The sequence below is a fragment of the Novosphingobium sp. SG707 genome (assembly GCF_012275515.1).
Lineage (GTDB): Bacteria > Pseudomonadota > Alphaproteobacteria > Sphingomonadales > Sphingomonadaceae > Novosphingobium.
In genome coordinates, this window is record NZ_JAAZQL010000006.1 from 308,013 (window position 1) to 326,450 (window position 18,438).

Sequence of the window (18,438 nt, forward strand, 5' to 3'; positions counted from 1 at the left end):
CTGTCACGGAGACCAAGCCTGAAAAAAATGCAGTCGGAAAGGGAGTGGAGCTACATGAAGACCACCAGATCCATATTGCTCAAGTCTGCCGGATGGCTGGCCATGGCATTCGCGGCGGCGCCTGCGGCTTTCGCGCAGCAGGCAGGCGGCAGTGACGCGGCGGCACAGGCTGTCCCGGCCGTCCCAGATCGCAAGGTAGAGGAAATCATCGTCACCGCGCAGTTCCGCCGTCAGAACCTGCAACGCACCCCGATTGCCATCACCGCCGTTTCGGGCGAGATGATGCAGGCCCGCAGCCAGGTTTCCATCGCCGATGTTGCGGCGCAGACCCCGTCCGTCACGCTCAAGCCTAATTCGGCCAATTACGGCTCGTCGCTCGCCGCCAACATCCGCGGTGTCGGCCAGTTTGACTTCCACCCTGCGCTTGAGCCGGGCGTGGGTCTCTATGTCGACGATGTTTATTATGCGACGCTGACCGGCTCGGTCCTCGATTTGCTCGATCTTGATCGCGTTGAGGTGTTGCGCGGCCCTCAGGGCACGCTCGCAGGCAAGAACTCGATCGGCGGCGCCATCAAACTTTATTCCAAGCGGCCGACCGGGGACAACAGCGGTTATGTTTCCGGTACTTATGGCTCGCGCAACCGTTTCGACCTGCGCGCGATGGCCGACATCGGAATCGCTCAAGACCTCTCCTTCCGCCTGACCGGCGTTACCCGCTCGCAGGACGGCTATATCGAGCGTCGCGACTATGGCTGCGACCATCCGGGGCAGGGCATCCCGGCCACCCGTGATGCGCCCAACTGCGTTCTGTCCCGTCAGGGAGAGGTGGGTTACTGGGCGACGCGCGCTGCGCTGCGCTACAAGCCGTCGAGCAACCTTGAGGTAAACATCATCGGTGACTATACGGCCGAGAAGCACGAGATTGCCGGTGGTGTTCTAACTTACGCCAACTACAAGGGCGCGGGCGATGTGAACCCGTTTGCCACGCCCATCCCGTTCGATTCCCGCTTTATCTGCGGCCGCTACTGTAATTATTCCACCTATACTTCGCCCGCCGACGGCGCGCTTGCCGCCTCGACGATCCCCGGCCGCCTCGATTACACCGGCTGGGGCCTCTCCGGGCAGGTCGAATGGAAGCTTGCCGACAATATCCAGCTCGTGGGCATCACCGCCTATCGCAAATATGACGAGACTTTCTCCAATGAGGACGACCTGTCGCCGATGTCGGTGGTGCTGGGCGGTCCGAACAACGTCAAGTTTCACGCCTGGAGCAATGAGCTGCGCCTGACGGGCGACACGCTCGGCCATCGCCTGCATTACACGTTGGGCGGCTATATGATCGACCAGGAGAGCTTTTACGTCTCGCGTCAGGACATCCGCTATGCGGTCCCCGCGCTGGTCTTCGTCTCGGGCGATCCGGTTCCGGCCAAAAGCCGCGCCGTCTTTGCCCACGCCGCCTATGACCTTACCGACAAGCTCACCCTGACCGGCGGCATCCGCTACACCAAGGAAGAGAAGAATTACACCTTCCGCCGCCGGGACCGTGACGGCAATCTGCTCGGCGGCCAATATACAACTCTGGACGGCAAGACCGGCAATTACAGCGGTGACAATGTCGACTATCGCGCCAACATTTCCTATCAGATCACCCCACGCATCAACACCTATGTACAGTGGTCGACGGGCTTCAAGGGAGGCGGTGTCAACCCACGGCCTTATTCGGCCTCGCAGGTCGTGAACTTCAATCCGGAGAAGCTTTCGACATGGGAAGTGGGCGTGAAGAGCGATCTGTTTGATCGCCGCGTCCGTCTGAACCTTGCCGCCTATACATCGGACTACAAGGACATCCAGCTCACGCTGAACAGTTGCCCGCAGTATAACCCGCCCGGCGTCACCTTGCCCTGCGCCATGCCCGCCAATGTCGGCACCGCGCGCATCAAGGGCTTCGAGGCGGAAAGTTCGATACGCCTGTTCGGCGGCCTCATGTATGACGGCGCGATCAGCTATACCGACTTCGCCTATAAGACCATCGCCCCCCAGGCCGGGGGCGCGGGCAATCCCAATGGCGTGCAGTTCGGCATGGTGCCGCCCTATACGCCGAAGTGGAAATGGAGCTCGGGCATCCAGTATGAGATCGATGCGCACTCCATCGGTTCGTTTACGCCGCGCTTCGACATCTCGCACCAGTCCACGATCTGGGGTGTCGCGGTCAATTCGCCGCGCACGCAGATCAACGCCTATACGCTCGCCAATGCGCGGCTGACCTGGCGCAACCCCAAACGCGATCTTGAGGCTTCGCTGGAAGTCACCAATCTCTTCAACCAATATTATTACCTCACCGCCTCGGAAGTCTCGGTGACGACCGGCGTCGCCAATGCGCAGCCGGGCAGGCCGCGCGAATGGGCGATCACCGTCAGGAAAAGCTTCTGATCCGAGCGCCGGAGGAAACGCCCGCGCGCTTCCCCCCGGTTTTTCTTCCCCGGTTCTTTCTCTAACGCCTTAAGGACAGCATCCCCCATGAGCCATGAATTGAAGACGGGCGGTGATCGCGGCTATCTGCGCATCGCCACCGAAGAGGCCTTCGCCACGAGAGAGCAGGTCGATGCCTATCTGCGGATGTTGCGCGAAGGCACAGCGGATAAGGGCATGACATCGCTCTGGGGCTTTTATGGTCAGTCGCCCTCGGCGCGCACTGTACAGGTTATGGAGCGCCTGCTTGATGTGGGTGAGCGCCGCATCGCCGACATGGATGCCCACGGCATTGACAAGGCGATCCTCGCGCTCACCGCGCCCGGTGTTCAACCGCTGCATGATCTCGATGAGGCAAAGGACATCGCGCGACGCGCTAATGATTTCCTCGCCGAACGCTGCGCCGCCTATCCTGACCGGTTCATCGGCATGACCGCCGTTGCGCCGCAGGATCCCCATTGGTCAGCCGAGGAAATCCGTCGCGGCGCGCGCGAACTGGGGTTCAAGGGCGTTCAGATCAACAGCCACACCCAGGGCGAATATCTCGACGAGGCCAAGTTCGACCCGATCTTCCGTGCCCTCGCCGAGACCGGTCAGCCTCTTTATATCCATCCCTCGACGCCGCCGGATTCGATGATCGACCCCATGCTGGAGGCTGGCCTCGACGGCGCCGTCTTCGGCTTCGGCGTCGATACCGGCATGCATCTTCTGCGCCTCATCACCACCGGTATCTTTGACCGCTATCCCGATCTCCAGATCATGGTCGGTCACATGGGCGAAGCGCTGCCTTATTGGCTCTATCGTCTCGACTACATGCATCAGGCGGGCGTGCGGTCGCAGCGTTACGAGCGGCTGAAGCCACTCAAGAAAACCATCGCCGAATATATGCGCTCCAACGTGCTGATCACGAACAGCGGCGTGGCTTGGGAACCTGCTGTGCGTTTCGCCCAGCAGGTCGTGGGCGAGGACCGCATTATGTATGCGATGGACTATCCCTATCAGGTGGAAGAGGCCGAGGTCCGCGCCATGGACAATCTCGACATCGCGCCCGAGATCAAAAAGAAGTTTTTCCAGACCAACGCCGAGCGCTGGTTCAAGCTTTAGGAAAAGCCGATGCCCACTGCCATCTCCACCGTGCGTGATGCGGCCTATGCGATCTTTCGCCACTTTGGCGTGGACGCCCTGTTCGGCAATCCAGGCTCGACCGAACTGCCGATGCTTCAGGCAATGCCGGACGACATTACCTATGTGCTCGGTCTCAACGAGGCGGTGGTGGTGGCCATGGCCGATGGCTACGCGCAGGCGACGCGCCGCCCTGCGCTCGTCAATCTTCATTCGGCGGCAGGCACCGGCAATGGCTTGGGGAGTCTTGTTACGGCCTATCGCGGCTGTGTGCCGCTGGTCGTCACGGCGGGGCAGCAGGCTCGCTCGCTGCTGCCACAGGACCCGTTCCTCGGCGCAGAGCGGGCGACAGAGTTCCCCCGGCCTTACGTGAAGTGGGCGGCCGAACCATTGCGTGCGCAGGATGTGCCTGCCGCGCTCGTTCGCGCTTTCCAGATCGCGCTGACGCCGCCCATGGGGCCTGTGTTCGTCTCCATTCCTGTCGACGACTGGAACCGGGAATGTGTGATGCCGACCTTGCCGCGCTTATCGCTGCGCACTCTGCCCGATCCCTCGGGCATCGCCGATATGGCAGCAATGCTTGACGGCGCCCGGCGGCCTGCACTGGTGCTTGGTGCAGGCATCGCCCGGTCGGGTGCGTGGGGGGAATGCATCGCCTTTGCCGAGAAAATCCGCGCCGATGTCTGGGTTGCGCCGCTCACCGGGCGCGAGGTTTTTCCCGAGACACATCCGCGCTTTGCCGGCTTCTTGCCGGGGTATGAGGAGCGGCTGGTGAAGATGTTGGAGAGCTATGACATCGTCGCTGTGCTCGGCGCTCCCGCCTTCACCTGGCACGCCGAGAGTGATGCTGTCGCCTGGCCGGAGGGAGTTTCTCTCGCGCTGCTGAGTGACGACCCGCAGCATCTTGCCACACTGCGCGCAGGCATCGGTGTGCTTGGTGATGTGCGGGCAGGGATAGCCGCGCTAACCGAGCAGGTCGCGCAGCGGGATACGCCGCGCGCTCCTGCCCGGGCGCCCATCGCTCCTGCAGCGCCCGCGCTGACCCCTGCCTTTGTCATGGCACGCATTGCAGCGTTGAGGCCTGCGGGCACGATTATCGTCGAGGAAGCACCGACAGCACGCGACGCGCTGCACGATCATCTGCCGATCACCGAAGAGGGTGGCTTTTACACCACGTCGGCCGGGGGGCTTGGTTACGGCCTGTCTGCCGCAATCGGCATTGCTCGCGCGCAACCCGATCGCAAGCTCGTCTGTCTGCTCGGTGACGGATCGGCCATGTACACCAGCCAGGGCCTGTGGAGTGCGGCAAACCAAGGCGCCAACATCAGCTTCATCATCCTCAACAATGTCGGCTATGAAGCGCTCAATAACTTCGCCCGCCGCTTTGGGCTCGATCAGCTTCCAGGCACGGTGGTCGAGGGGCTTGATTTTGTTGCACTTGCCGCCGCGCATGGCGTCTCGGCCCATCGCGTAACCCAAACGGAGGAGCTAGATGCGGCCTTGCTTTGGTCGTTACAGATGCAGGGGCCGACCCTGGTGGAGATACGACTGACTTGAAACGATCAAGGCCGGGGTTGAACAATACGCATGATCACGAAACGTATGTTCGATTTTTGGACCGGCAAGTGATGCAAACAGCGCTGATATAACTCCCGGTGAGCCATAGATGCCGGATCGTAATTGCGGTTGTGTTATCATCTCACAAACTTCCCTGCATTGTCCGTGCTTTCGCGCGGAAGGCGGCGAGTTCGGCCTGATCGACATATCCGTCATGATTGGTGTCGGCCTTGTCGAACATTGTGGTCGGCGCATTCACCATCTCGGCGCGCGTTACCGCGCCGTCATGATTGACATCGTCTGACGCAACCATCGCGTCGATCTTTGCTTTCGCCGCTGGGAAGCGCGCAGCGCGCGGGAAATCGGCGGCACTCACGACGCCGTCGCCATTGCGGTCGAGCTGGGCGAAATGAGCGTTGCGCGCAGCAACGAATTCCGTCCGGCTGATGCGGCCGTCATGGTCGGTATCGGCACCCGCGAACAGGTCTGCCATCCGGCCGCCCGTTTGCGCATGGGCGGCGACCGGCACGAGAAGCGCTGCGGCGACCGGGATCATATATGTCTTCATGATGCTGTCCTTGAAATACCGGATCACCGCGCGGGGGCAGGGGGCCTGGAGGGAGGGGTGCGAGCTGGTTATTGCTGTCCGGTCGAGCCCGAGACGGTTGCGTGGCCACCGGCCGGGCCGGTGACGGTCGAGTTGAAGCTGCCGCCGCCGTTCGGATTGGCGGTTGCGCTGGTGGAGCGGCCCCAGGTCGTGCCGTTGTTGGTGGTATGCGTGGCGCCGCCCGAATAGACGCCGTTCGACCAGCTGCCGCCGCGCGTTGTCGTCACGCCATGGCCGCCATTGGTCTGGATGCTCCGGGTAGCAGCGACACTGCCGGGCTGGCGGTTGATGCTGCGAAAGACGTTCAAGCCGCGACCGCCTGAACCCTGGACCGAAAAATGACCGCCGCGCGCCCGTGCGTCGGCGGCCGAGGCACCGACTGCGATCATGCAGGTGCTGGCCGCGATCATGATGAAAGTCTTCATGTCGATACTCCTTGTACGAGGCGGACGGGGGGCTGTCCGACGCCACGCAATGTGGAGACCGGGGGTAAGCCGCAGATGAGCGGCACATGAGCGTATGTGAAGAAATGTAAGCGGGGCCGATCGCTGCTTTCCCTCGCGCCTGCGGGCAAGCATGATGGCGAGCATGGACAGCCAGACCGTCATTGCCGTCGTGGAAGATGATCCCGAGATTGGCCCGCTCGTTGCCGGCCTGTTGCGCCGCGAAGGGTTTGAGGCCGAACTCTGCCCGACTGGGGACGCCTTCGACCGCCTGCGGGCGCGTCGGCGCATTGATCTTGCCGTGCTCGACGTCATGCTGCCGGGCGAAGATGGCCTTTCCATCTGCCGCAGGCTGAGCGCTGAAGGCGAGATACCGGTGCTGATGGTCACCGCGCGCGGCGATGATATCGACCGCATCGTCGGCCTGGAGATCGGCGCCGACGACTATCTCCCCAAGCCGTTCAACCCGCGCGAGCTGGTCGCGCGCGTCCGGGCGATCCTGCGGCGCACACGCGATCGGCATCGTGTGGCGCCTGCATCGGTCCCGGAGGAGCGCTGGCGCTTCAGGGGCTTTGTCATGGATATGAGCCGGCGGAACTTGGCGGACCCTGCCGGTGCCGATGTCGAGCTGACCGGCGGCGAGTTCGACCTGCTCGCAGCCTTCGTTCGTCACCCGCGGCGTGTGCTCTCACGCGATCAGTTGCTCGACTGGACACGAGGGCGCGACGCCCAACCCTTCGACCGCGCGATCGACGTTCAGGTGGGCAAGCTGCGCCGTAAGCTCGAAACCCATTCGGCGGGTGACGGACTGATCAAGACGGTGCGCGGCGGCGGCTATTGCCTTGCCGCCCATGTCGAGGAGAATTGAACGCCATGCAGCGGGGCACGCTTGCTTTCCGGATCACCGTCATCCTGGTCGGCAGCTTCGTCCTGCTGCAGCTCGCGATGTTCGCGCTGACCAGCGAGGCCGGCCGCGCGCCGCGCTCTGGCGCCGCCAGCCTGCCCAGTGTTGGACAGATGCGCGCCATAGTCGATCTGATCGAGGCGATGCCGCCCGGGCGGCGAGCCGCCGAAGTCATCGCGTTCGATGGCGCTCTCTATCACGTCCGCGTTGAGCCAGGCTCTCTCCCTCCATCGGTCGAAAGCGCCCAAGGAATGAGCATCGGCCGCATCTACAGCAGCGGGATGCCAGGGCGTCGTCTTTCCGTGACGGGCCGCGTCGCACGATTCCCGAGGCTCGCCCGCCTCAACCCATGGCCGGGGTGGATTGCCGACCCATTGTCCGTGCATGTCGCGTTGTCGGGCGACAGTCCCACCATGTTGTCCATTGAAAGCCAGCCGTCCGAATCGGTCCTCGTCGTACTGCGCCGACGCGCAACCCTGCTGGGTCTGGGCGGCATTGCCGCGCTGGTGGCGCTCGCCTTTGCAGTGCGCGCCACCACCCGTCCGATCGTCCGCCTCGCCCGCGACATCCGAACCTATCGCGGCGAGCCGGCTTCTCCCGATCTTGTAGTCGCCGGATCGCCCGAGCTGCGTGATCTGGCCCAGGCCTATAACGAGATGAAGGGCCGTATCGCCGAACTGATCGCCGAACGCACCCGCGTTCTGGCCGCAATCGCGCACGACATGCGGACCTACATCACGCGCATCCGCCTGCGTGCCGAGTTCATCGACGATGCAGAGCAGCGCGAGCGGGCGGCCCGTGACCTCGACGAGATGGCGGCGCTGCTGGACGATACGCTGCTCCTGGCGCGCGCCGAGGCCAGGGTGGACGAAAGCAGGCGACGCCTCGATCTCGCCGCCGAGCTTCGTCGCATGGTCGAGATACGACAGGAGATGGGCGACACGGTCTCGCTGTCGCTCGCGGTCGAGCAGGCGCCTGTGGTCGCGGCCCCGCTCGCGATCCGCCGGATATTGTCCAATCTGGTCGACAATGCCCTGCGGCATGGGACGCAGGTCGTTTTGACGCTTTGTGAAGATAACGGCCGCTGGCGGATCGATGTTAAGGATGATGGCCCCGGTGTTCCTGACGACAGGCTGGGCGCATTGGGCGAGCCGTTTGGCCGGATCGATCCTTCACGAGACCGCAGCGCCGGCGCGGGTGCGGGGCTTGGGCTTGCGATCGTCCGGGCGCTGGTCGCAGCGCAAGAAGGCAAGATTTTGTTCGCTAACCGCGTCGATGGGGGCTTCGTGGTGAGCATTTGGATGCTGCCGCTTGATGAACGTCAGCATGGCCCAAAATCCGGCCGTTAGCCGCTTCCGATAAGGCCATCGCAAAGGCAATCAGGAGGGATTCGCGGGCATATCGGATCAGCCGGCAATGCGCGGGCGGTCCTCATCTCTCAGTGCAAACCAACGTGAGGCAAATGCGACAAACACTTTTGAATTCAGCGGATAGCTGAAGAGATAGCCCTGCATCAGGTCACAGCCGATGTTTTGCAACTTGATGGCCTGTGAAGCGGTCTCAACCCCCTCGACAATACAAACCAGTCCGAGCGAATGGCAAAGGTTGACGACTGCGTCGATGATCGACACGCTGTAACTGTTGTCTAAATTAAGGGCGAAGCTGCGATCGATCTTCACCTTGTCGAGCGGCAGGCGATGAAGATTGCTAAGGCTGGAGTAGCCAGTACCAAAATCGTCCAGCGCCACCTGCATGCCAATCGCGCGAAATCGGCGGAGTGCATCAATGGCAGCGTCAAGGTTTCGCATCACCGCCGTCTCAGTCACCTCGATACAGAGGCGGCATGGATCAGCAGGCGAATTGCGGACCATGTCGAGAATCACATCCACCGTATCAGCAGAATGCAGATCGCAGGCAGATACGTTGACGGAGAGCGTTTTGCCAGGCGGCAGAACTTCCAGCAGTTCCAGCGCGCGACGCATGGCGTTTCGCGTGATCACATGGATAAGGGTGCTGCGTTCCGCTATTTTGACGAAGCGCTGGGCCTCGACCACCCCCAGTCGCGTACTCGTCCAGCGCGCCAGGAGCTCGCCGCCCACCACCGCGCCTGATTTCACCGAAACGATTGGCTGCACATCAAAATACAATTCGGTTTCGAATTCACTCGTATGCAGTTCCCCCTCAATGACGTGATCGTCCAGCAGTTGACGTTCCAGTTCCAGGTTGAATTGAACGGCTTGTCCGGACTTCTCCCGCTTTGCATGGTAGAGCGCGTGGTCGGCACGTTTGGCAAGATCGACCGGAGTGAGTTCGGGATCGACAAATGCACCAAGCCCGATTGACACACCCAAGCTCACCTGTCGGTCGCAAATTCGCATCGGAGCAGCCACAACCGCGCATATCTTTTCCGCAAGCTGCAGTGCGGCTTTTCCATCAAGCCACACGATCATCGCGAACTCGTCCCCGCCCACGCGATAGAGCGTGGCGATGGGGCCGGCCGTGTCGCGAAGCAGACGGGCGACTTCCACGAGCACCCGGTCTCCAACCAGGTGGCCGAACGTATCATTGATCGGTTTGAAGCGGTCGAGATCAATCCATCCCACCGTCATGGCGTTGAGGTTTGCCGGGATGACCGCACTTTCCAAATCGGCATAGAAACGCCGCCGGTTGTACAGCCCTGTGAGTTCGTCGCTGTCGGCAAGCAGGCGTGCCTCCCGCTCCTGCCGACCTGCTTCGATGGCGCTGTGGGATTGAACCGTCAGCTCTCGACTAAGACTTTGAACACGGCGCGCGATAACGGCGGCGACCGCCAGAAACGATACGATACACAGGCAGATTACCGGCAGCAATTCGCGAACTGCCAAAGAACCGGGAGCAAGGCGTTTCCAGGCAATCGTGCCGATCAGCGCACCCGACCAATCGCGTACCCCGGTTGAGGCTTCGTCCTCGGAGGGAGCGCCGTCCCGGGACCACCGAAGATGCCGCAAACCAAAGCCTTTCCCCCATTCTTCGAGCAGTTTGTCATCAAGCAAGCGTATATCGACAAAAATGCGATAGGAGGACTTGTCGAGTGTTGCCGGGCCATTTTCCCGGACGATCGGCGAAAACGCTATCAAAGCCGGCGTCGTGCCGGCCTTTCCGAGCAGCACCACTGCGTCGCCGCGTTGCCTTACCGCTGTTTCGTTTGCAGGGACACTGGCAAGTAAAGTTTTCAGCGTGCTTGGCCCGATCAAGTCAGCAAGAGGGGGCTTCCTTCCAGATGGAAGATGCGCGAACAACGTTCGTCCTTTTGCGTCAATTACATAACTCAACGCTATGGGCGTTCCCCATTGCGACATGATCCATGGATCGTCCAAGGAGCCGTAAGCATGAGCGAAGGCATCATTCCAATGTGCATTGATGTACGTTTCATTGCTGATACGCGAACGTTCGCGATCAATTGCCCCGGAAATCGAGACGGCCGACAACTGGTCGGCATGCTCGTCTGCATTCCAGACGAGGAAATTGACAATGAGCACAGAGGTCAAGACGGAAAGACATATCAGTACGGTCAGCAATGCCGCGTTAGACGTGCTGCCCGCTCGCGAGACACGCAACGCCACGCGGTACAGCTTCCCTAGCGCGGCGTAGAAATTTGCCATTGGAGGAAACTGCTCGAAATAGTTTAAAGTGGGGTAAATCCTCCCACTGGAATGCATACTTGAAGATACAGCTGCTCCGGGCCAACACTCGCTTTACTTTGTGACAAACATCGCCCTTCGACCTTGATTATTGGGAATACGGAAACTGCCCGTAATGGGCCAAAGATGCAGGCGCGCGGGTAAGAGACCGCACGCCCGCCTTGCAAAGACTGTTCATGGCCGGAACAGCCTTGCTCATGGTTCGATGGCGCTTATCCTGCCTCGGTCATCCACTGCACCGCATCCTCTCCGGCCGCGATCTTGAGCGGCGCGCCCGGATCAGTGGCAGCCTGCCACACCGCCTCGGCCACGTCACTCGCATGGGTAACCGGCCCGCTCTCCTCGCGGAAGTTGGCGATCATGCCTTCGATCATCGGCTTGTAATCGGGGTTATCGAGCCCGCGCAGGTGCGGCAGGGCGTTGTTGCCGAAGCTCGTCTCGGGCGAGCGTCCGGGCAGGACGATATGCACGCGCACACCAAACGGCTGCATTTCAACCGCCAAGCTTTCGGTAAGCGCGTTCACGGCCGCCTTGCTCGCGCGGTAGACGCTGACCAGGGGAAGCGGTTTGAGCGTGACCGTTGATGTGACATTGATGATGGTGCCGCTGCGGCGTGCGCGAAATTGGGGCAAAATCGCCTGCACCATCGCCAGCGTGCCCAAGGTGTTGGTCTCGAACAGTTGGCGCGCGGTATCCGGCTCGATCAACTCGATCGGCACGGCGGCGCCGAAGCCCGCATTGTTGACCAACACATCGATATCGCCCGCCTGCGCCAGCGCTTTTGCGATGCTTGCAGTATCGGTGACGTCGAGCGGCAGGATGGTGAGCCGATCGGACGCGGGCAGGATGTCGACCTTGGGTTGGCGCATCGTGGCAACGACGTTCCAGCCTTTCGCCAGGAAGTGTCTGGCGGTTTCGAGGCCAAAGCCCGAGGAACAGCCGGTGATGAGAATGGTGGGCATGAGATTACTCCGCAAGTGTGAACGGTCATCTCAATGTGGCCATGGCTTGCAGGATCAGCTATGGTCAACTGTCTCGAATTCATTGGCGATAGTCCTGTTATGTCCGTTGACCCGCTTGCCGAGATCGTGACGCTGCTCCAGCCTTCGGCCAGCTATTCCAAGCTCGTCGAATATGGCGGGCGTTGGCGTATTCGCCGCGACATCGAAGGTAAGCCGGTCTTTTTCGCGGTGCTGGAGGGGGAGTGCCGGGTCGTGTCATCGGGTCGCCCGCCGATCATCGTGCGTCAGGGCGACTTCGTGCTTTCGCCATCGACCAGCGATCACATCGTGGAAAGCATCGAGGCACCGCCGCACGGCATCGCGATGATGCCGGTGGATATTGGCGAGGGACGATTTCGGGTCGGGCCGCCTGCAGAGCCGGTTAATCTGCGGATGCAGGTGGGACTGTGCAGCTTTTCCTCGCCTGATGCCGCTTTGCTCGTGTCGCTGTTGCCGGCGATGATTGTGGCGCGTGGGGCGCCCCGGCTTGCGCTGTTGCTGCAACTGGTGGGCGATGAAACCCGCCATACGAGGCCGGGGCGCGAATTGGTGCTGGAACGCCTGCTGGAAGTGTTGCTGATCGAGGCGCTGCGCTTTGGCGCCGATATCATGTCAGTACCAAGTGTCGCGCGTGGGCTGTCGGATGACCGACTGGTTTCTGCCTTGCGCGCCATGCACGGCTGGCCTGCGCGTGGCTGGACAGTTGCCGATCTCGCCGCGGAAGCGGCCATGTCGCGCTCGGCTTTTTGTGCGCGCTTTCATCGCGTTGTTGGGCTTCCGCCGATGGAATACCTGCTGGCGTGGCGCATGGCGCTGGCCAAGCGGCTGTTGCGCACGCGTGAACTTGCTATCGAGCATGTCGCCGCCCAGGTCGGCTATGGTTCGGCGAGCACGTTCAGCACCGCTTTTGCCCGCCACGTTGGCATGCCGCCGATGCGCTATGTTCGGACAATGCGTGCGGTTTAGCAAGGATGGCTGGTTTCCCCGCACGTTATGTGCGGTTGGGTGGGATCGCAATGTCCCAAAATCGCTCATTCATGGACAACATGCACGAGATGAACGACCATCAGTTATAAGGGAGGTCAATCGGTCCCGTGGACGTCGGCTTTGGCGGCGTCTCGGGATGAAGTGCTCGGCGGCCCTTGAACCGGTCGGTCCCGCCCAACTCGAGCCATCTGGCTGATCGGCTGTGAACGGCGGATTTCAGGCAAACCCGCCGTTCGCCATTGCTTGGCTCATTCATCCCAACTTGCTCGCCAGCGCTGCCAGACCTTCGTCATAGATGCCTTTGAACAGGCTTACGATCTCGTCTTCCGTCACGCCCACGGGGTCAAACTGCCCGAACCATTCGACACGGGCGGCGCGGCCGCCATCGACGTCCAAGACGCGCAAGGTTGCCAGATAGTTCGCCTGCGGAAATGGCGCCTTCAGGATGTGATAGCTGTAGCTGCGCGCCTCTTCGTCGAACGCCATGAGCCGTTCCACTATTTCCTCGCCATCGAGATTGCGGATCCGGCGAACCCGGCCGCCTTCCTCAAGCTGTGATGAAGGAATGTAGGGAAGCCAATCGGGGAGCGCGTTGAAACCGCCGGTGAGCTGCCAGACTTCGGCCGCGCTGCGGGCGATATCGATGCTTGCGTATGCTTTTGCCATGATAAGTTTCCTCTCGACGTTGGTTTTGGAGAATGGGAGGTCAGATGACCCGGACGGCAGGGCGCTGACTCACAAGGGTCAGGCCGAACAGGATGAGGCCGACGAGCATGAGGCCGAAGCCGGCCCATACCGCCGACAAGAGGCCAAAGCCTGCGCCGATGCTCAGGCCCCCGGTCCAGGCGCCCAAAGCATTGGCAGCGTTGAGCGCCGCGAGGTTCATAGCGCCTGCCAGGCTGGCGGCTTCGGGCGCGAACCGCGTCAGGCGCACCTGAATTGTCGGGATCGCCATCATCATGGCCGCGCCGACACCGAACAGGCCGAGGAAGAGCAGGAGGGGATCTCCGGCAAAGAGCTGGATGATCCCCATGCTGGCGAATTCCGATGTGCCGATTACGAAACTGCCCAAGGCCAGCGCCAGAAGTGTCATGGTGCCGCCGCGCCCGGTGCTTTCATCGCGGTTTTCGATTGTGAGAGCAACCGGGTGTGCGCCTTGCAGGCACTGCTCTCCCGTCGCCAGCGATGCTGACGTGTTCATAATGTTCTCCTGCGATTTTGGGCTGGTTTCAGTCGGCCAATGCCGGGAAGTCGGTGTAACCTTCCGCTCCGCCGCCATTGTCGCGTTCCTTTTCGTCTTGAACCGTGGTGATTGCCGGTGAATTCGAGCGGTCCGGCAATCCCTCGCGAATGGAGATCGCACATCGCAGGGCACTTGATTAGACAGCGGCTTTTCACGGGATTTGATAGTCAGGTTCACAGATCGGGCGACAAGAGTGCCCGTTTGCATTAGACCATGAACCGCTTGGGGGAAATGAGATCACAGGTGTTGCATGGATAATCGTGCCGGCGAGATGATGGTGTTTGTTCGGGTCGTCGAGGCGGGCAGCTTTTCCGAGGCGGCGCGGCTGATGCTGATGACGCCCTCCACGGTGTCCAAGCTCATCGCGAGGCTGGAGGCGAGGCTCGGCGTGCGGCTGATCGAACGCTCCACGCGGCGCCTTGCGCTGACCGGCGAGGGGCAGTTCTACTATGAGCGCAGCCAGGCCTTGCTGGGGCAGTTGGACGAGACCGAGCAGCAGATCGCGCAGGGCGGCGCAGAGGCCGAGGGGATTGTCCGCGTCACCTCATCGGTGACCTTTGGCACGGCTGCGCTTGAGCCGATCCTGCCTGCCTTCTTCGAGGCTTATCCCAGGGTTGTCGTTGATCTGTCCCTGTCGGACGATGTTGCCGATTTCTATCTGGAGCGCACCGACATAGCGATCCGCGTCGGCAAACTGGCGGATTCCAATCTGATGGCCCGCAAGATCGGCGAGACGCGTCGCCGAATCGTCGCATCGCCCGCCTATCATTCCCGCCATGGCACACCGCGCAGTCCGGAGGATCTGGTCCATCACAATTGCCTTGGCTTCAATTTCCGCCGGGCGATGCCGGTATGGCCGATGCGGGAGGACGGGCGCATTGTCGAGCGGATGCTCAGCGGTTCGCTGCTGGCCAACAATGGTGAGACGTTGCGCCGTATGGCGCTGGCGGGTGTCGGCATCATCAGGCTTGCCGACTATCACCTGCGCGGGCCGATTGCGCGCGGGGAACTGGTCGAACTGCTGGTCGACAGCGATCTGGGCGAGGCGGATGATATCCACGCCCTGTTCAAGGGATCGCAGTTTCTGCCCGCGCGGGTCCGCGCCTTCCTGGACTTCACGGTGCCGCGCATGCAGGCGTTTCTGGAGCAAAAATAGGCGTGGCCGATCCGCCGCAATGACGAACCGGCCACGCCTGTTCAGGGTGATTAGTGGCCCAATACTTCCATGCGCATGACCTTTACGCCGCCTTGCGCAAGGTCGGGCAATCTGGCGAACCATGCCTGAACATAGGGCATGGCATTGTGCGCCTCGAAATCCTCGCGCGATGCGAAGACCTCGTAGAAGATGAAGTGGCCCGGCTCGGCCCGATCCTCCTGAAGGAAATAGGCAAGGTTCTTGGGGTCGCTGCGCACCAGAGCCACAAGCGGCAGCGTCGCTTCGCGCAACTGCGTTTCCTTGCCCGGTTTGGCGCGAACCTCGGCGATGATGGACCAGGCTCCTTGCGGGATTTGCGCGTATTGGATGCCGGATTTGGGTGGCAAGAGCGGCTGTGCATGGGCCAGAGCGGGAGCGGTCGTCAGCATCAGGGCGGCCAATCCCAGCGATTTGAAAACACTAGGCATGATCAATTCCTTCTGGTTGGCGACGATTACATTCCCGCGCGCTTGCGTTGATGCGTGGCAAGGGCATTGGCGAAGCGCTGCTTCACCGGGCCGAGCGCCTTCACAAATTCAAGCTGCTCGCCTTCCGGGCCTTTGCAGTAGATCAGTTCCCAGCCGTCCGATGGCGCGACCGTCACCTTGTTGGTGTTCGTGCTTTGAGGCGCGGCGCGGCGCTCGGCCTCGCTGCGCAGACGGATGGTGCGATTGGCGCGCACCTGCGTCATGCCGCGCCGGGCGGACTCGGCTTCGAGGTCGGTGATGAACTTGTTGAAGTCCACATCGTCGCGCACATAAAAGCAAATGTGCATCATGCGCGGGAAGGCCGGGCTCATGTTCTCCAGCGGCGGGGCAAAGCTGTTGGGGCCGCCCAGAGGTTCATCGGCATTGCGATATTGCAGCAGTTCGATCACCACATTGTCGAACTGGATAAAGCGCACGTCGAGCCGCTGATCGCCGTCACGCAGGTTCGGCACGCCGATGGCGGCGGGGCTGACGTGGAGCTCGTTGGCGCGGATTTCCTGATCGGCCAGCAGCGTATTCTGGACCGAATCGCCCTGAAAATCGCCGTGGCGGAACACCTCGGTGCCGCCGAGCACCTCTGTGTAGAATTCGTAGGCGCGCTCCATGTTCTGGACGGTCAGCCCGAAATGCTGCACGCCTTGCAGCCGCGCGCCGAGCGGGGCCATATTGCGCGCTGCGGGCGACAGGCGCTCGATACTTTGCGCGGAGGCAGGCGCCGCAAGGCCCGTTCCAGCCACCAGCGCCGCGCCCGAGGCGCGGAGCATATTGCGGCGGTCGAGGGCGGTTTCATGGATTGTCTTGGCTTCGGACATGATGATTTCCTTCCTTCTTGAACGGCGCGCGTATCAACAGCGCGCGGGGGACCCTCCGGCCGAGGCGCAACCTCGACCGGGGTGTGCTGGGATTTTTTGGGGATGCAGCGGGGGGAGGGGGCCGCGTCAGTCCGCGATGGGGAGCGGAGCGGCCGGGTTGACGAGGCCTTCGCTGCGCAGCGCGCGCCAGAAGTCGGCGGGCACGATCTCGGCAAGCGCGGCGCTGTCCTCGGCGATGCGGCCGGGGCGGCTTGCGCCCGGGATCACCGCGGCGACGGCGGGATTGGCCAGCGCAAACTGCAGGCCCGCGGCCTTCATGGTGATGCCATGGCTGTCGGCAATTGCCTTGATGCGCGCAACCTTGTTGAGAATCGCAGGCGTGGCAGGCGCATATTCGAAGTTCGGCCCGCCAACGAGCGCCCCGGAACTGTAGGGACCGCCCACCACGATGCCCAACCCGCGCTCGGCCACCTTGGGCATCACGCGCTGCAGTGAACGATCATGGTCGAGCAGGGTGTATCGACCGGCCAACAGGAAGCCGTCAGGGCGCGGCCCGTCGAGATCGAGCAGCAGTTCGATAGGTTCGACCCGGTTGACGCCAAGACCCCAGGCCTTGATCACACCTTCGTCGCGCATCCGGTCGAGCGCCTTGAACGCGCCGCGCCGGGCCTGCTCGAACATGCCGAGCCATTCATCACCATAGAAGTCCTGCGCGATGTCATGGACCCAGGCGATGTCGATGTGATCGGTCTTCAGGCGCTTGAGGCTGTCCTCGATCGAGCGGTAGGTGGCCTCTTCGGAATAATCGTTAACGATCTTGTTCGGGCGGCCATATTTAAAGACATCGCCCTTCTCGCCCAGGTCACGGGCGCCGACGTCCTCGACTTCATCGAGAATGATGCGGCCGACCTTGGTGCTGATCACGAACTCATCGCGCGGTTTCTCGGCAAGGGCCGCGCCCATGCGGATCTCGGCCAGACCCGCGCCATAAAAGGGCGCATTGTCATAATAACGGATGCCGTCATTCCACGCAGCCTCAATCGTTGCCAGCGCTTCGTCTTCGGGAATATCGCGAAACATATTGCCCAGCGGCGCCGCGCCAAAGCCGAGTTGCCCGGGCAGAATATCCTTGAGTGCCATGGTTCTAACCTTTCATTTCCGTTCCGAACCCCATGTTCGGCGTTGAAGAAAGGAATATGTCCTTGGCGCGATGACGAGTAGCCGGGCCGAGATCGCAGCACTTTGGAAGCGCGTTCACAGATTGCTATGGAACTTGAGATAGCGAGGTAGCGAGCCGGAATGGTCACGCGCTGGGATGTGGTTCATCCGGGGCGCGCTTGGGCTGTTAAATGCAAGCCCTGCCCAGAGGCGGCGTAACAGTTGCAGGGTGAGGTTGCGGCTTATCTTGCCAACGCCTCAGTTCATGCGCATCCGCGCTTCCTTTCGCGCTGAGCGTCCGCTCCATCACCCGCTTAACCCCCGTGGGCGTCCATGCGCCGCCCCTCGGTGTCTCCACACGGTCAGCGGTCAGGCGCTCAGCGATGGTCGCATAGGACCACCCAGCTGCACCATCGGCCCGACCTTGGCAGCGTGGCCTCGCCCTGCCCATAGGCGGCTCTTACGTCCTTGGGGATCGCCTTGCGGGAGGCCCAGCGGCCCGATTTGGTGCGATAAAGCTTTGCCATTCTAAGTGCCATTTGGATCGCTCATTTGGACCTGAGCGATTCTGAAAGCCTTGAAATACCGCCATTTCTAAGCCAATCAAGGCGTTAGTGGTGGTCTTGGCGGACAGGGTGGGATTCGAACCCACGGTGAGCTTCCACCCACGGCGGTTTTCAAGACCGCTGCCTTAAACCACTCGGCCACCTGTCCTTGTGTTGCGGCGCATAGCCCCGATTCCCGGCCAAGCGCAAGGGCTGGCGGGTTTTTT

General features: G+C 61.8%; 17 protein-coding genes and 1 tRNA gene. 7 read left to right on the forward strand and 11 right to left on the reverse strand.

The features are described from left to right. The first annotated feature begins 54 nt into the window (after positions 1-54). The 3 genes from FHW92_RS18125 to mdlC all read left to right on the forward strand — a co-directional run bounded on the left by FHW92_RS18125 (position 55) and on the right by mdlC (position 5,148). On the forward strand, positions 55-2,430 hold the full coding sequence (locus FHW92_RS18125) for a TonB-dependent receptor (protein WP_168604664.1): 2,376 nt from the start codon (positions 55-57) through the stop codon (positions 2,428-2,430). Positions 2,431-2,529: 99 nt separating this feature from the next. Beyond that, positions 2,530-3,573, forward strand: a complete 1,044-nt coding sequence (locus tag FHW92_RS18130) for an amidohydrolase family protein (RefSeq protein ID WP_246870251.1) — start codon at positions 2,530-2,532, stop codon at positions 3,571-3,573. 9 nt (positions 3,574-3,582) lie between these two features. Next, on the forward strand, positions 3,583-5,148 hold the full coding sequence (gene mdlC / locus FHW92_RS18135; RefSeq protein WP_168604666.1) for a benzoylformate decarboxylase: 1,566 nt from the start codon (positions 3,583-3,585) through the stop codon (positions 5,146-5,148). A 142-nt stretch (positions 5,149-5,290) separates the two neighbouring features. Here mdlC and FHW92_RS18140 read toward each other — a convergent pair whose 3' ends face one another. Continuing rightward, the gene (locus FHW92_RS18140; RefSeq protein WP_168604667.1) at positions 5,291-5,716 is read right to left on the reverse strand and encodes an EF-hand domain-containing protein; all 426 of its coding nucleotides are present in this window, start codon (positions 5,714-5,716) and stop codon (positions 5,291-5,293) included. A 68-nt stretch (positions 5,717-5,784) separates the two neighbouring features. Continuing rightward, positions 5,785-6,180, reverse strand: coding sequence for a hypothetical protein (locus FHW92_RS18145; RefSeq protein WP_168604668.1), 396 nt, complete (start codon positions 6,178-6,180; stop codon positions 5,785-5,787). Positions 6,181-6,343: 163 nt separating this feature from the next. Between FHW92_RS18145 and FHW92_RS18150 the strand changes: the two genes are divergently transcribed. Next, complete coding sequence (locus tag FHW92_RS18150; RefSeq protein ID WP_168604669.1) at positions 6,344-7,066, forward strand: response regulator; 723 nt, start codon at positions 6,344-6,346, stop codon at positions 7,064-7,066. A gap of 5 nt (positions 7,067-7,071) precedes the next feature. Continuing rightward, positions 7,072-8,451 carry an ATP-binding protein gene (locus FHW92_RS18155; RefSeq protein WP_172249317.1) on the forward strand — a complete coding sequence of 460 codons (1,380 nt, stop codon included), beginning with the start codon at positions 7,072-7,074 and terminating at the stop codon, positions 8,449-8,451. Between the two features lie 57 nt (positions 8,452-8,508). Here FHW92_RS18155 and FHW92_RS18160 read toward each other — a convergent pair whose 3' ends face one another. Beyond that, entirely contained in the window at positions 8,509-10,743 is a 2,235-nt protein-coding gene (locus FHW92_RS18160; protein WP_168604671.1) for an EAL domain-containing protein, read from the reverse strand. A gap of 251 nt (positions 10,744-10,994) precedes the next feature. Beyond that, on the reverse strand, positions 10,995-11,744 hold the full coding sequence (locus FHW92_RS18165) for an SDR family oxidoreductase (RefSeq protein ID WP_168604672.1): 750 nt from the start codon (positions 11,742-11,744) through the stop codon (positions 10,995-10,997). Between the two features lie 99 nt (positions 11,745-11,843). Between FHW92_RS18165 and FHW92_RS18170 the strand changes: the two genes are divergently transcribed. After that, positions 11,844-12,749 carry an AraC family transcriptional regulator gene (locus FHW92_RS18170; protein WP_168604673.1) on the forward strand — a complete coding sequence of 302 codons (906 nt, stop codon included), beginning with the start codon at positions 11,844-11,846 and terminating at the stop codon, positions 12,747-12,749. 273 nt (positions 12,750-13,022) lie between these two features. Here the strand turns inward: FHW92_RS18170 and FHW92_RS18175 are convergent, their stop codons facing one another. Then, positions 13,023-13,436, reverse strand: coding sequence for an SRPBCC family protein (locus FHW92_RS18175; protein WP_168604674.1), 414 nt, complete (start codon positions 13,434-13,436; stop codon positions 13,023-13,025). A 40-nt stretch (positions 13,437-13,476) separates the two neighbouring features. Next, the gene (locus tag FHW92_RS25580) at positions 13,477-14,049 is read right to left on the reverse strand and encodes a hypothetical protein (RefSeq protein ID WP_210428570.1); all 573 of its coding nucleotides are present in this window, start codon (positions 14,047-14,049) and stop codon (positions 13,477-13,479) included. Between the two features lie 214 nt (positions 14,050-14,263). On the opposite strand from FHW92_RS25580, the gene FHW92_RS18185 reads away from it, so the two are divergent. Next, positions 14,264-15,169 (forward strand): LysR family transcriptional regulator, encoded by a 906-nt coding sequence (locus FHW92_RS18185; protein ID WP_168604675.1) that lies wholly within the window; start codon positions 14,264-14,266, stop codon positions 15,167-15,169. 50 nt (positions 15,170-15,219) lie between these two features. On the opposite strand, the gene FHW92_RS18190 is transcribed toward FHW92_RS18185, so the two are convergent. The 5 genes from FHW92_RS18190 to FHW92_RS18215 form a co-directional block, all read right to left on the reverse strand. Continuing rightward, positions 15,220-15,636, reverse strand: a complete 417-nt coding sequence (locus FHW92_RS18190) for a putative quinol monooxygenase (protein ID WP_168604676.1) — start codon at positions 15,634-15,636, stop codon at positions 15,220-15,222. Positions 15,637-15,662: 26 nt separating this feature from the next. Beyond that, the gene (locus FHW92_RS18195) at positions 15,663-16,508 is read right to left on the reverse strand and encodes a VOC family protein (protein ID WP_168604677.1); all 846 of its coding nucleotides are present in this window, start codon (positions 16,506-16,508) and stop codon (positions 15,663-15,665) included. A 126-nt stretch (positions 16,509-16,634) separates the two neighbouring features. After that, positions 16,635-17,648: an aldo/keto reductase gene (locus FHW92_RS18200; protein ID WP_168604678.1), complete on the reverse strand. Its 1,014-nt coding sequence runs from the start codon at positions 17,646-17,648 to the stop codon at positions 16,635-16,637. A 395-nt stretch (positions 17,649-18,043) separates the two neighbouring features. Further along, complete coding sequence (locus FHW92_RS18210; RefSeq protein WP_168604441.1) at positions 18,044-18,205, reverse strand: hypothetical protein; 162 nt, start codon at positions 18,203-18,205, stop codon at positions 18,044-18,046. 85 nt (positions 18,206-18,290) lie between these two features. Then, positions 18,291-18,380, reverse strand: a tRNA-Ser gene (locus tag FHW92_RS18215). Positions 18,381-18,438 lie beyond the last annotated feature (58 nt).

What these genes read in the sequence shown, in the direction of transcription:
- FHW92_RS18195 (WP_168604677.1), bottom strand. Translation starts at nt 16,508, where the DNA reads ATGTCCGAAGCCAAGACAATCCATGAAACCGCCCTCGACCGCCGCAAT.
- FHW92_RS18200 (WP_168604678.1), bottom strand. Translation starts at nt 17,648, where the DNA reads ATGGCACTCAAGGATATTCTGCCCGGGCAACTCGGCTTTGGCGCGGCG.
- FHW92_RS18145 (WP_168604668.1), bottom strand. Translation starts at nt 6,180, where the DNA reads ATGAAGACTTTCATCATGATCGCGGCCAGCACCTGCATGATCGCAGTC.
- FHW92_RS18150 (WP_168604669.1), top strand. Translation starts at nt 6,344, where the DNA reads ATGGACAGCCAGACCGTCATTGCCGTCGTGGAAGATGATCCCGAGATT.
- FHW92_RS18170 (WP_168604673.1), top strand. Translation starts at nt 11,844, where the DNA reads ATGTCCGTTGACCCGCTTGCCGAGATCGTGACGCTGCTCCAGCCTTCG.
- FHW92_RS25580 (WP_210428570.1), bottom strand. Translation starts at nt 14,049, where the DNA reads ATGGCGGCGGAGCGGAAGGTTACACCGACTTCCCGGCATTGGCCGACT.
- FHW92_RS18210 (WP_168604441.1), bottom strand. Translation starts at nt 18,205, where the DNA reads ATGGCACTTAGAATGGCAAAGCTTTATCGCACCAAATCGGGCCGCTGG.
- FHW92_RS18125 (WP_168604664.1), top strand. Translation starts at nt 55, where the DNA reads ATGAAGACCACCAGATCCATATTGCTCAAGTCTGCCGGATGGCTGGCC.
- FHW92_RS18165 (WP_168604672.1), bottom strand. Translation starts at nt 11,744, where the DNA reads ATGCCCACCATTCTCATCACCGGCTGTTCCTCGGGCTTTGGCCTCGAA.
- FHW92_RS18175 (WP_168604674.1), bottom strand. Translation starts at nt 13,436, where the DNA reads ATGGCAAAAGCATACGCAAGCATCGATATCGCCCGCAGCGCGGCCGAA.
- FHW92_RS18190 (WP_168604676.1), bottom strand. Translation starts at nt 15,636, where the DNA reads ATGCCTAGTGTTTTCAAATCGCTGGGATTGGCCGCCCTGATGCTGACG.
- FHW92_RS18185 (WP_168604675.1), top strand. Translation starts at nt 14,264, where the DNA reads ATGGATAATCGTGCCGGCGAGATGATGGTGTTTGTTCGGGTCGTCGAG.
- FHW92_RS18155 (WP_172249317.1), top strand. Translation starts at nt 7,072, where the DNA reads ATGCAGCGGGGCACGCTTGCTTTCCGGATCACCGTCATCCTGGTCGGC.
- mdlC (WP_168604666.1), top strand. Translation starts at nt 3,583, where the DNA reads ATGCCCACTGCCATCTCCACCGTGCGTGATGCGGCCTATGCGATCTTT.
- FHW92_RS18160 (WP_168604671.1), bottom strand. Translation starts at nt 10,743, where the DNA reads ATGGCAAATTTCTACGCCGCGCTAGGGAAGCTGTACCGCGTGGCGTTG.
- FHW92_RS18140 (WP_168604667.1), bottom strand. Translation starts at nt 5,716, where the DNA reads ATGAAGACATATATGATCCCGGTCGCCGCAGCGCTTCTCGTGCCGGTC.